Genomic DNA, 17735 nt, shown 5'->3' on the forward strand with positions numbered 1-17735 from the left:
TATGGTTGTTATTGTGGAAGCATACGTACATATCGTATAAACCCTTTGCCTTCTATTTTACTTTTTATAGTTTCTGAAGTTAATTCAAACTCAATATCATCTTTATAATATTTCTGATCTTCAACAGCGGTTTCAAAACGAATTTTATATCCGGTATTAATCTTGTCATTTTCTATTTCGATAATACTAATTGCACGTCCGCCACCAGGTATAGTTTCTCCTGTAATGGCATCAATATCTGGCCGTCTTTTTCCATAAAAACTCCACCATTCTGGAATGTCATGATACCATTCTTCATCATCTCCTTGCACATATAATGTCTTTTGGTAATTGCCCTGAGCATCTAATAATGAAATGGCAATATATGCACCCTCACCAGTATAATTAATCATTTGGATCATACATTTATACTTTGTACTTTCTGAACTAGTGCTGAATCCAAAGACTAAAAACAGTGTAAGTAAGAGTAAAGGGAAGGCTTTAAAAAGAAATTTATTTTTCATTTTATTTTAAAAAATTTAATACAATATTATTCTTCAGTAATAATTCATTTTCATTTGCAAGATCAAGTACTGATTCTTCAAAATCTGTTTTTATTGTTTTATCTGCACCAATTGATAATAAATACTTAAGGATGATATCATCTTTTGCTTGCATAGCTGCTTTGTGCAAGGGAGTGATACCTTCACCGTTTTTGGTATTCACATTTATTCCTAATCTTTCTATTCTTTTTAATAATTCTATATCATTTTTATGTAGTGCTAAGTGAAATAAAGTATTTCCATTTCCTTGTATTTCCTTAATATCAAGCCCTTTCTCAGTAAGTATTGCTAATTTTTGATCAAATTCTTCTGTTTTTTTTGCATTAAATGTTTGCATAAGATAATAACCAAGATTATTCCCCTTTTTGTCTTTCACAGAAATATCAGCTCCTTTACCAATTAAAAACTTTACAATTTCTATAGAATTTCCTGAAATAGCGTTAGTTAACGCAGATTTTCCATCTTTATCTTTTTGATTGATATTAACTCCTTGATTTATAAAGTATTCTAAAACTGTAATATCTTTACTTTTGGAAGCCAAAGCATGTAGTGGGGTTACTCCATTTTTTGTTGTAACATTGGGGGTAATTCCTAGTTTTTCTAAATATTTAAATGTAGTTAAGGAGTTTGAGCTTCTTCGAGTTCCTTGACTGGCAAAGATCATAGCATTACCATTTTCTCTATTTAGACCTTTCGTAGAGACTCCGTTTTTGATTAACATATTCATGAATTCGATATTCCCTTTTTTGGCTGCATAGTTAAAAATACCATTACCTTTATCATCGGTACTATTTAAAGCAATTCCTTTAGAAACAAAATAGTCTACAAGGGTATACTCTGTAAGAAAAGGAGCAACTAGAAGCAGAGCGTTAGCTTCATCATGATTTTTTTCTGTGATCACATTAGCACCATGTGCAATACAGAAATCATAAATCGCTGTATTAGTTTGACCAGTTACGGCTGCAAAATTTAATACAGAATATCCATGGCTATCTATAATATCTGTTTTTGCACCCTTATCCACCAAAAATTGCATCATTTCTAAATTGTTGCGATAAGCAGCCCAAAAAATATAGGTTCTTCCGTCATGAGTCAATTTGTTAACACCATTTCCTTTTTTCGTAAGTAAATGTTTTATGGTTGTATTGTCAACTTTTTCAATTAATGCCCAGGAAACAGCATCAAAAAGGTGCTGATTCAATTCAGAAGGGTTGTTACCTTCTTTAATTTTTTGTTCTATATCGGTAATGCTGGGATTTGTTTTCCAATATTCCCGATCTAAAAAAACGTTACTATTTTGAGCGTAAACAAAACCTATGCATAATAATAAGCTGATGCACATTATTTTTTTTGAATATCCCATTTTATTATTTTTTTACAAAGGATTCAATCACCTTTGCAATATCATTTTTCTGAGTGTAATCATCAGAGAATAAGTGTTTATATAATGCTTTATTATCAACTTTGGCTTCTAAAGATAAAGTTGTGTTTCGACCATAGATATCATTCCATTTGCTTCGAACTAATGCCCATTTTTCTTGATGTTTTACCCACCAATCAGCAGCAGCTTTGCATCTACTATCATCTACTTTAATATAGGTGTTATATCCTTTTTCTTTGGCCAGTACAATAGGTTCTTTTCCTTCTTCATGAATCACTTTATCATTATCTTGATCGTGAACCCATCCCTTACTGGTGATTTCATGTCTATTTCCCCTTACTGTTAAGTTATAATCACTTCTTTTGGTATATTCTCGTCTAGGTAAAGGAGCGTTGGTTGTGTTCTCCCAAAAACTTTTACCGTCTATGTGCACCCAGGTTGCAGAACCTTCGTATCTCGGACTATCATCTACCTGATATACTTTTTGAGTCCATTGTCCTTCAACAGCAGATTTGGTTTTATTTTCATATTTCCAGGTGTTATTAGTGTTGAACATGTAAAAATCTGTGTTTTCATAAATCCAATCTTGCCTCCAATGTTTTACAATATGTGGGTCAGAAGGGTTTCCAACCTGAAGTAAATGCTGAATGGAAACCTTGTCCTTTTGATCAACAATCAGTTGAGCCCACTCTAAGCCCTTATCTGTCTTTGTTTTTGATGGTTTATATAAAGAATCTTTACTATACTGAAAAGTTTCGGCAAAATTAAAGGTTACTTCAAAACAACCGCACATGCTTTTAATAGCATCAATGTCTTTTGTTTTTTTATTCTGGGCACTTAGGGTAAGAATACTAAAAATTCCAAATACGATAGAAGGTATTGTTTTCATTGTTTGATAATTTGATGTAAAAATTTTTTTCAAAATTAATTAAATTTATTTAGAATAAATAAAAATAACGAATATATTTGCGCTTTATTAAGAATGATTATAAATAACTATGTGGGTTAAAAAAATGTATCTAAGTGTGTTATGTGTTTTTGCTTTTGTAAAAGGATATACTCAGGAAACTGAAATAGATACTACAAAAGTTACTGAAATAGATGAAGTTATATTAACAGCTACTCGAACAGCAAGACAACTTTCTTCTTTGCCATTACCTGTTACTTTGGTTTCCAAGAAAAAAATTATTCAATCCGGGACTATTCGTCTTAATGAGATTCTAAATGAGCAAACCGGGATTATAACCGTTGCAGATCAAAGTGGTTTTGAAGGAGTCCAAATCCAGGGAATAGCTTCAGATTATATTCTTATTCTTATAGATGGTGTCCCTTTGGTAGGTCGTAGTGCAGGGAATTTTGATGTTAGTAGACTCACTGTAGGAAATATAAAACAAATTGAAGTCGTAAAAGGTCCATCTAGTAGTTTGTATGGCTCAGAAGCTTTGGGAGGTGTTATTAATATTATTACTTCTGCTCCAGAAACGGAAAAACTTTCTGGTAACGCTTCTTATAGAATAGGTAGTTTTACTCAGCAAGATATAAACCTGGATATCAAACAACGTATTAAAAGCTTTAGATATGGAATATTTGCCAACCGTTTCTCTAGTGAAGGGTATGATCTTAACCCTGAGACTGAAGGTCAAACTGTAAATCCTTTTGAAAACTATACTTTGAATGCAAGGATTTACAATGATTTTTCTGAAAACATATCTTTATTTGCTTCTGCGAGATACTATAATCAAAATCAGGATGCAGGATTTATAGTTAATGATACACGTTTTGAGGGAGATAGTAAAGAAGAAGAATGGAATGCACATCTTCGTTTTGATCACAACTGGAGCAAAAATTTAACTCTTGCATATGAATTGTATTATACCAATTATACTGCGGCAGAAAAGCTAGCAGATCCTATATCTGATGATGTTCTCACAGATAGTGATTTTGATCAGCGTCTTTTCAGACCTGAGGTTAGAAGTACATATACATTTAAAAATTCTAGTAAACTCACAACAGGTTTTGGTTTTCAATATGATCAATTAGATCGTACTTTTTTTGATGAGCAAGTAGATTTTAGTTCTCAATATGCATATGCTCAATATGATATAAATGTTATAAATCCCCTCAATGTTATAGTGGGTGCCAGATTTGATAACCATTCAGAATATAGTAATCAATTCAGTCCTAAACTTGCATTACGGTATAAAATAACAAATACACTTGCAGCAAAAGCTTCTATTGGGTATGGGTTTAAAGCCCCTGATTTTCGGCAATTATATTTTGATTTTACAAACTCGGCAGTTGGATATACCGTTTTAGGGTATAATGTAGCTATAGATAAATTAAGAGAGTTACAGGATCAGGGACAGATATTAGATATTGTTGTTCCAGAAAGTGATTTAGAAGACCCGTTGGAAGCAGAAAGTTCTGTAGGGTATAATATAGGATTGACGTATAAAAAACAAAATTGGAATACAGAGGTAAACTTTTTTAGAAATGATTTTAAAAACCTAATTGACACTCGAATTATAGCTCGAAAAACTAATGGGCAAAATGTGTTTAGCTATTTTAATTTTGATAAAATATACACAACAGGTTTAGAAACGAATATCTCCTATGAGTTCAATAAGAATATTAATATAAGTGCGGGATATCAATTACTTTATGCTTTTGATAAAACAAAAGAAGATGCAATAGATAATGGAGAAGTATTTGCGCGAGATCCACAAACAAATGAGACTATCGAAGTTTCAAAATCAGATTATTTTGGACTTGTCAATCGTTCAAGACATAATGCAAATTTTAAAATATTTTATGACATCCCTTCAGTAAAAGCTAATATAAATGTTAGACTACTATATCGAAGTAAATATGCATTATTTGATACGAATGGTAATGGTCTTATCGATGATTATGATACTAGTTTTGTTGATGGTTTTGTTACCACAAATGTTGCTGCGAGTAAAACATTTTACAAAAATTTTAATCTGCAAATAGGAGCTAATAATCTTTTTGATTACACAGATCCCCTTATTCCTACATTACCCGGAATTCAATTCTTTACAAAAATTAATTATCAGTTTTAAATATTTAAAAATCATAACAATGAAAAAAGTAATTCTTTTATTAACAGCAATAAGCATCGCATTTACTTCATGCAGTAGTGATGATGATAATGATACTCCTCAGGCGGTAGATTTTACTATTAGTGATTTATCCTTGAGTAAAGGCACAGTAGGGTCAGAAGTAACAATTACGGGAACAGGTTTTCCAAATTCTTCTGATGATATTACGGTTTCTTTTAATGATGTACAAGCGGTTATAACGAGTATTAATACTACTACTATTGTGTCCTCTGTTCCTGCGAACGCTACAACAGGAGAAGTTACTGTAAAATATGATACAAAAACAATAAATGCAGGAATGTTTACAATACTAGATCCTTTAGTAGAAAATAAAGTAGAAAATCTGCCAGCACCACAAACAGGAGGACAGGGAACTGGACAAGCCATTGGTGGTGTGTTTACCAAGTTTGACTTCGAGACAGGAACGGTCACTACTAGCGAAACAGACTGGGATATTGCTTTTAGAGGAACAACGATAGCTGTAAATGGAGGAGAAGTAACAGGTACTGCTGATGAACCAGCTCGTAATGGTAATGCTGGTGCTGCAATAGTAACAGGAACATTTGCTAGTGCTACTAGTGCCGAAGGTTTGACTTTTAATCAAGATGCTAGTACAACATTTGCTATACCTACCGGAAGCGATAATGGTTGGTATAATTATAATTTTATGACTAATATTATATCTCCTATCCCTGGAAAGGTACTTGTTTTTAGAACTCGTAATGGTAATTATGCGAAGATAGAAATCTTAAGCTATTACTTAAATGAAGATACTTCTCAAAGTGGTCGTAATTATACTTTTAATTATGTGTATAACCCAAATGATGGAGAAACTGTTCTAGAATAAAGTAATAGTGTTAATTATTACATCCAAAACCATGATTTTCTGATTTATCTGGTTTTAGCAAAAAAGGGAGCTTTAATAGCCCCCTTTTTTTTACACATTAAGTTTTAATAATTGAAACAACCTAATTAGATGATTAGGATGATACGGCAACAACAGGTTGTTTTTTGGTTTCAGTTTCGTTTTTGACAACAAGATCACGTGTCAGCCAACCACTTCTTTTTGCAGTGGCTATAGCGTAAGGAGTGATCCAAAATAGGGTAAAGGCATAAAAAATACTATAAGAATATGCCCAAAACGATTCTGATGTTTTATGTTTCTTAGCATAAAATAAGGCTTGTATGCTAGAAAAGATCAGTATGCTTAATAGTGAAGAACTAAGAAATAATAGAGGGTACGTACATATAAAAAACAACATTAATAATAGAGTTGGGTATGCCATCACCATTTTTAACCATTGGTTTAGTAATAATATTCTGGTACCTGTTTTTGATCCTTCTCTAAAGTTTTCAAAAGCAAATTTGCTCATAGCAATGTTTTCACGAACATTACTTCTTTCCCATCTAATAAACATTTTAGATAAGTTTTTATATCGCTCAGGAATATTGGTGTAAACGTATGCATTGCGTTGAAAGAATACTTTATATCCTTGTTTTAAAATCATATTAGTCATAGCGCGATCTTCTCCAATTTTTGACACTTCTCCCATAAAAGTCTGATTGATCCATGCTTCGCGACAATTAAAAACAGCTTCTCGACGATATGCAGACAGAGCACCCGGTGTACATAGAACAGAACCTAATCTACTTTGTGCAGAGCGTATGAACTCAAAACTAAAAGCAAAACTCACATTTAACATACGTGGAATTATGGCTTTTTCTTTATTTAGTACGAGAACATTTCCTGCTACAGCTCCACATTCCTCATTCACAACAAAAGGACTTACCATATTGCGTAAAGTGTCTTTCTTAACAATAGAATCACTGTCAACAGTAATAAAAACATCTCCCATTCCTAGATTAAATCCACGGTATAAAGCATGTCTTTTTCCTTTATTTTTTGGTTGTTGATAAATCGAAATACGGTTTCCTAAATCTTGCTTAGCCTTTTTCATCCAAGACCATGTATCATCCTGGCTTCCATCATCAATAGAAATGATCTGAACTTTTTCATGAGGATAATCACTTTGGGCAAGGCTAACTAAGGTTTTGTATACCAATTCCCCTTCATTATATGCCGGGACAATTACTGTACACAGCGGTAATTCTTTATCAGATACTGATTCAATTACTTTATAACGTAGGTATAAAAACAGTACATAAATTAGAAAACTAACTTTGACGATAAGTAGTGAGATGCCTACTATCATTAGAGGAAGTCCCCAATTAGAATTCATTCTCTCTAAATAAATTTCTTCAAAATAAGGTTGTAAGAAATAGAACAGAGACCCTGCACCAAATAATAATAGAAATGTTCCTATTAAAATGAATGATGATTTAGAGTTTGAAATCAATTTTTCAAAAGAGTTACTATTTTTTTTTGGAGGAGTTGATGTTTCGGATGGATCAAAAGTTGTTTGCTTCATTAAAATATTTTCTTAAATGACTAGTAGGAAGTAGCCAATATTGATACCACAATGAATGTATTTGATTAACAGGTGTTTATGTTTTTTGCTTAGATTTTAAGTGTGTAGATTTTACACACTTGTGTGTAATTTCCCCGAAAAAAGAGGGTAAATTTCCCGTAGCTTTTATATAAAATTTATACTCTTATTAAGCAATTATAGGTATTGTGAAAAAAAGACTTGATTTTAAAGGCTTTAAAATCAGTTTAATATATTGACTAGTAAAAGTAGAAGCTTTTGAACACTATTATTTTTTTAAAAGAAGTAACTTTTTAAATTTTGTTGTGTCTAAAAAGTATAACCAACAAAAATCACTTCCGTCAGTATATGGACAAAAAAAGACATAGATTTAAATAAAATAGAATTTATAGATTATGTTTACGAAAAAGAAGAACAACACGGGGTATCTGGTGTCAATGACACTTTATATTTTAAGACAAAAGGTGATTCTTTTATGATTAATTGTGTTTATTTGAAAAGGAGAAAATAACACTTATCATTTAATATTTATGAACAATATTATGAAAGTTGCACCAGAATAAATTAAAAACAAAATATAAAAATTCGGCTCTGTTTTTATGCGAAAATTCAGCGTCTTTTTACACGCTACGATACAATATATTAAACGTTATGTGCAAGAAGCAGTATCAAATATTATAAGTTCAACAAAAGAAATACCGAATTTGGTAATTCTAATATCATAAACTACTTATTAAACTATTACCTTACATAATGTCTAAAGTCCAAACTTTGTCTCATAAAGATGATGAGCCATTACAGTGGACAAAATTAGTAAAATATACATCCTTTTAATAGAATTATTTCGTCTGTTTCAACAATATCTTTTGAATAATTTCTTTGAGAAGGATGGAAAATAAATGTTTTACCGTCAGTACTTGAAAAATGAAGTAAACCATCAATTACTTCATATTTATAAGTTATAGTGTATTCAATTTCTGTACTAGATCCATAATACTCATAGTCAAACCACAAAACATCCTCCTGATCTCTTTTGAAATTTATATTCCATTTCATTCCATCGTAAGTTGTTTCACCTTTTTTCCACCCTTCACAATATGAAACAGTACTATCAAAATTAAAGAAAGATATAAAAAACGGATGGCCTGTAAAGCTCGAAAATTTTATATCTGAAAAGTCACTATAATAATTTTCTGTATCTGCCCAGATTGTCTCATCATATTTATTTAAAAATCGACACATCTTTGCTCCCTGACCTGGACCACAGTATATCACCGATGGATCCAGACTAGGATATTGTACTCCATATACATCTGTTACAATATCTAGCTGTTCAGGCTGTTCAGGCTCAAATTGCTCTTTGTCGCTTTCCGTACAAGAAAACAAACCAAAGAATATAAATAATAAAAGCAATTTTTTCATTTCTGATAGTTTTTATAAAAACTACAACCTTAACATAAGTATTAATAATGGTAAAACCTAAAAATATTCTTAAAAAATTAACAAAAGGTCATCAAATTAAAATAGAATCCAGCACATAACAATATATAAGATCTCATATCGACTCCTCTGTCGCAGGGACAAGGCTTATAATCATCCGTTGTAACACATTTTGATAAGAACAGATTTTTAAATTATATAAAATTGTTTAGCTCCAATAAATTTTTTAAATAAAGCTCAATCAAGATTATAGATTATTGTTTTATGTGTTTCATTCCTAACGTTTTATGGGTATCTGTCTTTATAAACAGTGTCAATATCATTCTTTTCGTGTCCCATTAATTCATGAATAATATCGGGATCTATGCCTTTGAATTTTGCTAAAGTCGCAAAAGTGTGTCTGATATGTTTTGTAGAAAATTTATGTTGTATTGGAAGAACCTCTATTTTAAGTAATTTAAAGGTTTTGCCAAGGTCTCTATTGTGATTATCTCTAAATGTTTTGTACTCAACAAAACCTTTTCTACAAGAAGAAAAAGAAGATTTTAAAAACAAAAAAGCCTTACATGTACATGTAAGGCTTTTTGTGAGCCCGATAGGATTCGAACCTATGACCGCCTCCTTAGAAGGGAGGTGCTCTATCCAGCTGAGCTACGAGCCCGTAACTCTATAAAGTCGGGGTGGCAGGATTCGAACCTGCGACCTCCGCGTCCCAAACGCGGCGCGATAACCGGGCTACGCTACACCCCGAAAATAAAAGTGCGGAGAGACCGGGACTCGAACCCGGGCGACACTTGCGCGTCGACAGATTAGCAATCTGCTCCATTACCACTCTGGCACCTCTCCTTATTCTTTTATGAACGTCGCATTATTGTTTCAAATGCGGATGCAAATGTAGCTTTTATGAATCTACAATGCAACATTTTTTTACCATATTTTTCTATTTGATTATTGCACGTTTTTAAAAAGTTGAAAATCAGTTTTTTCAGAAGAAATAAATTAGCTTACATTTTGATTTACGAGTTGAAGAATCCTTAAATACTTCTTTTATATATTTGTAAACTATTGACCTATACATTATGTTATGAATATGAACAAAAACAATATAGGAATGAATATGAAATGCTTTTTGGTATTTTTAGTATTTGTTTCTTCATATACTTTTGCCCAAAAGCCTATTCTTTTAGAAGATTTTACATTTAAAGTAGGAGAGAAGTATAAAAGAATACGAAGTCTTAATACGTATCATGTAGCTTCTGGTAATCGGCTTGCCTCTATTAAAAAGGGACGTAATTCGATGACAATACAACGATATTCTCTTGATAACCTAAAAGAAGATGTAAAGAAACGACAAGTTGTAGAAGATAAAGGTGATTTTGAAACTGTGATGGAATTGGGAGGGAAAGCAGTTGTGTTTTATTCTATTAATGACAAAGCATATGCTCAAAAAGTTTCACTTACTGGTATAGTGGTAGAAAAACCAATCCAACTTGTAAATGATAGAGAAAATATTAATAGAGATTTTGGTTTTAAGAGCACATATGGGTTTGATGCCGGAGGAAGGATAAATAAGTTTGCTTTTAAAAAGTCTGCAGATGGTAAAAACCTCTTGGTCTTATTTCGTATAGAAACAGGCTCGAATAAAGCTGATAAAATAGGAATTGCTGTATATAGTGATGCTTTAAATCTTCTTTGGAAAAGAAAAGTAACATTACCTTATCCCTCTAACAGAATCCAAAATGAAGATTTTGCTATAGGTAATGATGGGCATTTTTATATGACTGCTTCAATTTTTAATGCAGAATCAGATGATAAAGATAAATTAGAAAACACATATCATACAGAAGTTTTTAAAATCACTCAGGATGGAAGCGAGGTTATTAAAAGTAAACTTGATATTTCTGGAAAATCAATAACTGATGCGGCTATAGAAGTAGATGACTCCGGGAAAATAAAAATCTCTGGTTTCTATGCGAATAGAGGTAATAAAAATGAGATTTCGGGTGTTTTTTCTGCTACACTGACTGATAATGGGACCGTAGGGTCTGTTATAAAGTCTGACATTCCTGAGGAAAATTTACAAGCTCTAATACTTAAAAGAGAAGAAAGGATAAATGAAGGAACTCAAAAAGACAATGATATGAAAGATCTTGAAAACCTTAGAGTTAATGATGTTGTTTTTAATGCAGATGGGAGTACAGTTTTATTTGGAGAACAACGCTTTGTAGAATCTTTTACAACATCGAGTTCGTCGGGATCGAGAACTACGTATAGATATTATTATAGAGATATTTTTGCTTTCAAACTCGATTCTAATGGTAGTATGATATGGATGCATAAATTACCAAAATATCAAATGGGAACAGTGAGTAAAAGGAGTATGTCATATAAGAACTTTATGCACGGAGGAAAACATTATTTATTCTATATTGATGATTTTACTAATCTAAAACGTTCATTTGATGAAACTCCAACCCGATATTTTGATGGGAAGAAAGAGTTTATTTATCTTACATCTTATGTTATCGATGATACTACTGGAGAGACTACTAAAGAAGCTATTTTAACAGGAAGTGATATTAGAAATTCTAGATTAGATGTTTTAGAAATTACTAAAGCTGCTACTTTGCCTAATAAAGATATGATTCTTGAAGCGTATGATGGGAAAAAGAATAATTTATTAGTCAAAATATCGATAGCAAAATAATAAGTTAACTACTTTTTGGTTATACCTTCGAACAAGTGTTTTTTTCTTTTTATAATACTATATATTTAATGAAAATTATTTCCGCATTATTCCTGTTTTTCTTTATGACTACTGATGTCATTCGTATTGAAGATATACGAGATTCTTACAAAACCTGTGCTGTTTCTAAAGAGAAAGCAGATCAGTTTTATGAATTGACAGAGAAAGCACTACAAAATGACGGTGCTATTTATCAGGGATATCATGGAGCCGCCTTAGCATTAAAAGCTTCTTTTTCCTGGAACCCTTTTAATAAGTTGTCTTATTTTAATAAATCAAAGAAAGTAATCGATAAATCAATTGAATTAGAACCTGATAATATAGAACTAAGAATGATTAGGTTAAGTATACAATCTAACGCGCCCAAATTAGCAGGATACTATAAGAATATTGAAGAAGATAGGGACTTTATGTTGGCTAATATTGATAAAGTTAATAATGAAGGCTTAAAAGCGTATTTAAAAGGTTTTATTGAGCATTCTGATGTCTTTTCAAACTCTAATTAGTCGCGTGATACTTTTTTACAATGAATCATGATTTTTTTATTTATATGATCTGTGGTGAAAAATAAATAATCATCACCTCCATCTTTAATTTTTAACTTTTTTCTCAATAAAGCCACACTTTCTGGAAAGTTCCGTGTAGTTATATTAGCTTTTGTAATTCCTGATTTTGCTATTACTTTTTTCTGATAGGGATATACAATAAGAATTTCAAAACTCCTTCCGGGAAAATCGATGATTTTTTCAGAAGTATAAAGATGAGAGTGATTATGAAGCTTTTTTAATCCCAATGTATTGCCAATAATTAGAAAACCACCACTTTTTAGAATAGCGGCATTGGGTTCATAAAGATAAGATTTAGGAGCGCTTAGGTTTAATGGTTGTTTGATCTCTTCATTCTGGAAAAAAGAAAATTCTTGGTTACCAGATTTTTGAATATTAACGGTGATCATTCCAATTTCACCAGTATAACCCTTATTTAGAATCCATATCAATTCCTTAACTTCATTATCTACAGCCACAATATGAATTTCCTTAACATACTGTAATGCTTTAATTCCGGTATGAATATCTAATAGCGGCGAGGTTTTTATCATGATATTAGAACTCTTGCCAAATAAAAGTTCTAAGTTATTAGGTACATTAGGAAGACAATCTTCAAGAAAAAATACTTTTCCTTTGCTATCATGTCGTCTTGAAGGATCAATATATATCCAATCTACAGTACTCTGATTTTTAAGAATTTCTAATCCATCTCCATGTATAGTAGTAATATTATTTACCTCTAATATCTTAAAGTTATGTGTAGTGATTTTACTTAATGAAGCATTGAATTCACAGTGAATTACTTTTTTTATTTTTTTTGCGAAATAATAATCATCGACTCCAAACCCGCCGGTAAGGTCAATCAGAGTTTTTCCCGAAATGAGGTTACTTTTATATAGTGCTGTGGCTTCAGAAGATGTTTGTTCTAGGTTTAAGGTTGGGGGATAATATATTCTACTTTTGGTATGCCACAAAGGTAATTTTCTTTTGGTCTTACGATTTCCTTGAATTTGCTGTGCTAATTCTTGGATTGTAATATCTTTAAATGGACTTCCGCTTAAAATTAGTATACTTAAATCAATAGAATTATTGGATTTCTCCAGGATAAACTCTTGAACCTCTTTATGTAAAATTTTAGTATTCAATGCTTTTTACTTCTGACTGCGATTTACAAATCCTTGGTCAATGTTTTTACAATCTTATATTCTGAAAGGAATTCTTTGGCAATTACTTTTATAGCAGTATAAAATGGAACCGCAACAATAAGTCCTCCTATTCCAAAAAGCAGTCCAAAAATAAGAATGGCTAAAAAGATTTCCAGAGGATGAGATTTAACACTATTTCCAAAAATTAATGGTTGATTAAGGAAATTATCTATCAATTGAATAATGAGGTATCCTATGAGAATGTAAGTCAGTTTAGGTAAGATTATGGTTTGAAAATCTAATCCCAGATTACTGGTAATCGCCAAAATGAGTACAAATATGCCTCCGAATAAGGGACCTATGTATGGAATTAAATTAAAAATAGCTGCAATGAGTGCCACAGCAATAGCATTATTAACACCAAATATTAGTAATAATATAGTGTATAAAATAAATAGAATACTAACCTGTAGTAGTAATCCAACAAAATATCGAGAAAGTAAATCTTTGATTTTGGTAAAAGCTCTCATGAACTTGTTTTCATCTTCTTTTTTTGCAAAAACTAATAAACTATTCTCCAGAAGTTGACTATCTTTTAATAGGAAAAATGAAATAAATAAAACAGAGAACAACCCTATCAAAACAGCTCCAAAACCACTTAAAAATGAATTTATAGCATTTGGTATTATTTTAAGATCAAAAAACTGCATTAAATCAGTTTGTTTAATCAATTCTACAACATTTAATTTATCTACTTTAAGGTAATCACTTACATCTTGATTAAGTCTGTCGAGGTCTTGCCCAACTTTATTGATATCAATTTCTCCTATTAATTGCCCTTGTTCACTTATGATAGGAACGAATAGCATGAAAATACTTAAAAACAACCCTATGGTAATGAATAGTGTTACAACTACAGCCAGAGTGTTGTTAAACTTCAGTTTTCTTTTAAGAAATAATACAAATGGTCTTCCCATTAAAGAAATTACTCCCGCAAAGGCAACATAGATGAGAACGGATTGTATTTTATATAGAAACCATAGTAATCCCAAAATACCAACAATAATTGCTACTGCTCTTAAAATACCATATGCGATTGTTTTTGAATTCATCTATCTAAATTGTTTTATATCTGTTAGAATTAATCCGAATCGATGATACTATCCATCGATATCTCCAATAGCATAACTACCATTGATATTTAAAAATGCAAAATAGAAGATTTTTGGCGTTTCTTTGGTATTGAAAGTTAATTTCCAAACATACCATTTACCTTCAGATTCTTCTTGCGTAATAAACTCGGAAAACTCATAGTCATCATATTTTTGGAATTCTTGAATACGATGACATATATTTTGCACACGCTCTAGCTCTTCTTTGTTTTTAGAATTGCAAGTGTCTTTCCATTTTCTCTTACTATCCTTACCTCTATAAACAATGTATGGAGCTAATTGATCACACTTATTTTGTTCACATAATTCAAAAATAGTCAATAATGTCTTTTTTACAGTTTCTTGTTTATCTGTATCTTGACCGTGAGATTTTATAGGCAGTATTAAAACAAGTAAGATGATAACTGATATTTTTATTGAATTTGAAATCATATGAATAAGGTTAATTAATCTTTAGGTATTATTGATGCTATATAAAAATACTTCTTTTTAGGTTTAATAATGATATGATAACTTTTGTGTAATTTCATAAAGGGCAATTCCTGTTGCTGTAGCAACATTCATACTACTATTGTTACCGTACATATTGATATGAATACTCTGTTTGACCTTGGTGAGAATTTGATCAGAAACACCAAAATTTTCTTCCCCTATAATCAAGGCTATTTTTTCATTAGCTTCAATTTTATATTCTGAAACAGGGATGCTGGTATCTGTAATTTCAAGAGCTAATAATGTATATCCACTAGATGTAAATTGTTCTATTATGTTAAGAATATTTTCAACTTGATGATAAGGGATAATTTCATGAGTAGCTCTTGCTGTGCGTTGCATTCGTTTACTAACAACTGAAATATTTTCTCCACAAAAATAAATTTGTTCAATACCAAAACTATCTGCTATTCTAAAAAGGCTACCAATATTAGCAGGAGAGCTTACTTGATCGCAAATAAGAGTAACAGGAAATTGATTTTTTATAAATCCTGAAGTATGATGATGGAGTTGTTCTGACATTAATTCTCAAAAGCGTATTTAATAATATTTGCTCCCATTTTAAGAGCTTTTGTTCGAACTTCTTCTGGATCATTGTGAACTTCGGGATTTTCCCAACCATCCCCAAGATCACTCTCAAAAGTAAAAAGAAGTATTAATCGGTTTTCATGAATAATCCCTAAGGCCTGAGGCCGTTTTCCATCATGTTCATGGATTTTGGGTAGCCCTTGAGGGAAATCATATTTAGAAGAAAAAACGGGGTGTGTACTGGGTAATTCTACTAATTTTTTATCTGGAAATATTTTGACAAGCTCTTTTCGAACATAAGGCTCCATACCATAATTGTCATCAATATGTAAAAAACCACCACTCAATAAATAATTTTTAAGATTTTCGGCATCTTGTTCTGTGAAAAAGACATTACCATGACCAGTCATATGAATATAAGGATACTGAAAAATATCAACACTTTCTGGTTTTACCGTTATAGGTTTAGCATTAATTGTGGTATTTATATTTTGATTACAAAACCGAATCAGGTTAGGTAGTGCGGTGGGATTGCTATACCAATCACCACCACCTTTATATTGTAAGATGGCAATATCCTGACAGCAAACCGTTGCCGAAATCAAAAGAAAGAAAAGAGATACCGTAAGTTTCCCCATAATAATCGTCTAAAAATAAGACCTAAAAGTACTAAAATTATGGAGATGATAAAACAACTTATGATGGTATTAATACTTATTGTATCGGTAGGTGTTAATGCACAGGATATTGATAAAACACCAATTGTATTAGAATTATTTACTTCTCAAGGGTGCAGTAGTTGCCCTCCGGCAGATAAACTACTTGATGAAATAAAAAAACAATATAAGAATCAGAATGTATTTGTATTGTCGTATCATGTGGATTATTGGAATAGGTTAGGTTGGAAAGATCCATTTAGTTCTCCTTTATTCAGCGATTATCAAAGAGAATATGCTTTACAATTTAATAGTAGATCTATTTATACTCCGCAATTAGTAATTAATGGTAGTGAACATTTTACAGGCTCAAATCGTATAAAGGCTGATCAGGCTTTAAAAAAATATTCAAGTTTAAAAGCAAATACAGAAATTGTTTTAAGTGATGTGAAGAAGGAAACTGCTAGTATAACTTTGGATTATAAGGTTAATGGAGGCGTATTTGATAATATAACAGTGGCTTTAGTTGTTTCTGAACGAATAACAGATATTTCGAGAGGAGAAAATCGGAACCGTACTTTAAAGAATACGAATATTGTTGCAGGTCGTATTATAAAAAATGCAGATTCTGGAAATATATCAATTACGATCCCAGAATGGATTTCAGAAAAGGATGAACTTGCAGTTATTGCCTATACCCAAGATAAATCATTGAAGACCACAGGAGCTACTAGAATAGAAATATTGTAAAAATGTTGGATTCTAATTTGTAGGAGGAATAACAATTCCTTTGTTTATAGATTATGTTTATTATTATTCTGAGACAGATCAGAATCCATTTTTAATGAAGCCACAATAGTACTATTGTGGCTTTTTTATATAATAGTTTTAATAATTCTAGTTCATTCTGAGTATTTTAGTAAAAGGATTATTTGATGGAGAATGATTAATATAAAAGTTTTGAAAAATGGAAATACAGGATATAGATAATTTTTTGAAATATTATTCGAGAATAAAAGGACGTACTAAGGCACTATTTGAATATATACCAGAAGATAAAATTGAATGGACTATTAAGGAAGGAAAATTCACAATAGGAGATATTATTAGACATTTGGCACTCACAGAACGATTTATGTATGTAGAAAACATTCAGTTAAAGCCAAGTTTATATACAGGATGTGGAGAAGATTTTGCAAAAGGATATCAAAATACGATTAACCTTTATACTGAATTAAATATAGCATCAAATAAAATCATTTCAGAATTAGATAGAAAGTCATTACAACAAAAATGTGAGACACCAGGAGGTCATAAAATCACAATCTGGAAGTTGCTTAGAGCGATGGTGGAGCATGAAATTCACCACAGAGGGGTTCTATATACTTATCTTGCATTATTAAATGTAAAGACACCTCCAATATTTGGATTATCCTCTGAGGAGGTAATACAACATTCAAAAAAACAGTAATCTTAATAGTTGTAGAGTACACTAAATCTTATTTAAGTAAATAAG

The 17735-nt window shown here is 31.3% G+C and carries 17 protein-coding genes and 3 tRNA genes; 6 read left to right on the top strand and 14 right to left on the bottom strand.

The window, feature by feature from the left end:
• Positions 1-8: 8 nt before the first annotated feature.
• The 3 genes from PQF96_RS13450 to PQF96_RS13460 are packed head-to-tail and all read right to left on the bottom strand — an operon-like array spanning position 9 to position 2812.
• Positions 9-503, bottom strand: a complete 495-nt coding sequence (locus PQF96_RS13450) for a DUF2271 domain-containing protein (RefSeq protein WP_109438303.1) — start codon at positions 501-503, stop codon at positions 9-11.
• A gap of 1 nt (position 504) precedes the next feature.
• Entirely contained in the window at positions 505-1905 is a 1401-nt protein-coding gene (locus PQF96_RS13455) for an ankyrin repeat domain-containing protein (protein WP_271766792.1), read from the bottom strand.
• Positions 1906-1909: 4 nt separating this feature from the next.
• Complete coding sequence (locus PQF96_RS13460) at positions 1910-2812, bottom strand: DUF6607 family protein (RefSeq protein ID WP_271766794.1); 903 nt, start codon at positions 2810-2812, stop codon at positions 1910-1912.
• Positions 2813-2936: 124 nt separating this feature from the next.
• On the opposite strand from PQF96_RS13460, the gene PQF96_RS13465 reads away from it, so the two are divergent.
• Positions 2937-5006 (top strand): TonB-dependent receptor plug domain-containing protein, encoded by a 2070-nt coding sequence (locus PQF96_RS13465; RefSeq protein ID WP_271766795.1) that lies wholly within the window; start codon positions 2937-2939, stop codon positions 5004-5006.
• 19 nt (positions 5007-5025) lie between these two features.
• Positions 5026-5892, top strand: a complete 867-nt coding sequence (locus PQF96_RS13470) for an IPT/TIG domain-containing protein (protein ID WP_109438307.1) — start codon at positions 5026-5028, stop codon at positions 5890-5892.
• A gap of 133 nt (positions 5893-6025) precedes the next feature.
• Here the strand turns inward: PQF96_RS13470 and PQF96_RS13475 are convergent, their stop codons facing one another.
• From PQF96_RS13475 to PQF96_RS13500, 6 genes are all read right to left on the bottom strand, one after another.
• Entirely contained in the window at positions 6026-7474 is a 1449-nt protein-coding gene (locus tag PQF96_RS13475) for a glycosyltransferase (protein ID WP_109438308.1), read from the bottom strand.
• A gap of 828 nt (positions 7475-8302) precedes the next feature.
• A complete protein-coding gene (locus PQF96_RS13480; protein WP_271766798.1) occupies positions 8303-8914 on the bottom strand; it encodes a hypothetical protein in 612 nt (203 codons plus the stop codon).
• Between the two features lie 303 nt (positions 8915-9217).
• Positions 9218-9487 carry a site-specific integrase gene (locus tag PQF96_RS13485; RefSeq protein ID WP_271766800.1) on the bottom strand — a complete coding sequence of 90 codons (270 nt, stop codon included), beginning with the start codon at positions 9485-9487 and terminating at the stop codon, positions 9218-9220.
• 32 nt (positions 9488-9519) lie between these two features.
• Positions 9520-9593: transfer RNA gene (locus PQF96_RS13490), tRNA-Arg, on the bottom strand.
• Between the two features lie 14 nt (positions 9594-9607).
• Positions 9608-9682, bottom strand: a tRNA-Pro gene (locus tag PQF96_RS13495).
• A 12-nt stretch (positions 9683-9694) separates the two neighbouring features.
• Positions 9695-9778: transfer RNA gene (locus tag PQF96_RS13500), tRNA-Ser, on the bottom strand.
• Positions 9779-10016: 238 nt separating this feature from the next.
• Between PQF96_RS13500 and PQF96_RS13505 the strand changes: the two genes are divergently transcribed.
• Both PQF96_RS13505 and PQF96_RS13510 read left to right on the top strand, forming a co-directional pair.
• A complete protein-coding gene (locus PQF96_RS13505) occupies positions 10017-11639 on the top strand; it encodes a hypothetical protein (RefSeq protein WP_271766802.1) in 1623 nt (540 codons plus the stop codon).
• A 68-nt stretch (positions 11640-11707) separates the two neighbouring features.
• Positions 11708-12184: a hypothetical protein gene (locus PQF96_RS13510; RefSeq protein WP_271766803.1), complete on the top strand. Its 477-nt coding sequence runs from the start codon at positions 11708-11710 to the stop codon at positions 12182-12184.
• Here PQF96_RS13510 and PQF96_RS13515 read toward each other — a convergent pair.
• The 5 genes from PQF96_RS13515 to PQF96_RS13535 all read right to left on the bottom strand — a co-directional run bounded on the left by PQF96_RS13515 (position 12181) and on the right by PQF96_RS13535 (position 16201).
• The gene (locus PQF96_RS13515; protein ID WP_271766804.1) at positions 12181-13371 is read right to left on the bottom strand and encodes a class I SAM-dependent methyltransferase; all 1191 of its coding nucleotides are present in this window, start codon (positions 13369-13371) and stop codon (positions 12181-12183) included. The two genes, PQF96_RS13510 and PQF96_RS13515, sit on opposite strands and share 4 nt — an antisense overlap.
• Positions 13372-13394: 23 nt before the next feature.
• Positions 13395-14483 carry an AI-2E family transporter gene (locus PQF96_RS13520; RefSeq protein WP_109438319.1) on the bottom strand — a complete coding sequence of 363 codons (1089 nt, stop codon included), beginning with the start codon at positions 14481-14483 and terminating at the stop codon, positions 13395-13397.
• Between the two features lie 48 nt (positions 14484-14531).
• Complete coding sequence (locus tag PQF96_RS13525; protein ID WP_271766806.1) at positions 14532-14975, bottom strand: hypothetical protein; 444 nt, start codon at positions 14973-14975, stop codon at positions 14532-14534.
• A gap of 63 nt (positions 14976-15038) precedes the next feature.
• Positions 15039-15557 carry a TrmH family RNA methyltransferase gene (locus PQF96_RS13530; protein WP_271766808.1) on the bottom strand — a complete coding sequence of 173 codons (519 nt, stop codon included), beginning with the start codon at positions 15555-15557 and terminating at the stop codon, positions 15039-15041.
• Complete coding sequence (locus PQF96_RS13535; RefSeq protein ID WP_143918195.1) at positions 15557-16201, bottom strand: DUF4159 domain-containing protein; 645 nt, start codon at positions 16199-16201, stop codon at positions 15557-15559. Before PQF96_RS13535 ends, PQF96_RS13530 begins: the two co-directional genes overlap by 1 nt.
• Positions 16202-16246: 45 nt before the next feature.
• Between PQF96_RS13535 and PQF96_RS13540 the strand changes: the two genes are divergently transcribed.
• On the top strand, positions 16247-16969 hold the full coding sequence (locus tag PQF96_RS13540; protein WP_271766810.1) for a DUF1223 domain-containing protein: 723 nt from the start codon (positions 16247-16249) through the stop codon (positions 16967-16969).
• Between the two features lie 217 nt (positions 16970-17186).
• Positions 17187-17690, top strand: a complete 504-nt coding sequence (locus PQF96_RS13545; RefSeq protein WP_271766812.1) for a DinB family protein — start codon at positions 17187-17189, stop codon at positions 17688-17690.
• Positions 17691-17735: the final 45 nt, after the last annotated feature.

Origin of the sequence: Aquimarina algiphila (genome assembly GCF_947494415.1) — a bacterium.
In the GTDB taxonomy this organism is placed as follows: Bacteria; Bacteroidota; Bacteroidia; order Flavobacteriales; family Flavobacteriaceae; genus Aquimarina; species Aquimarina algiphila.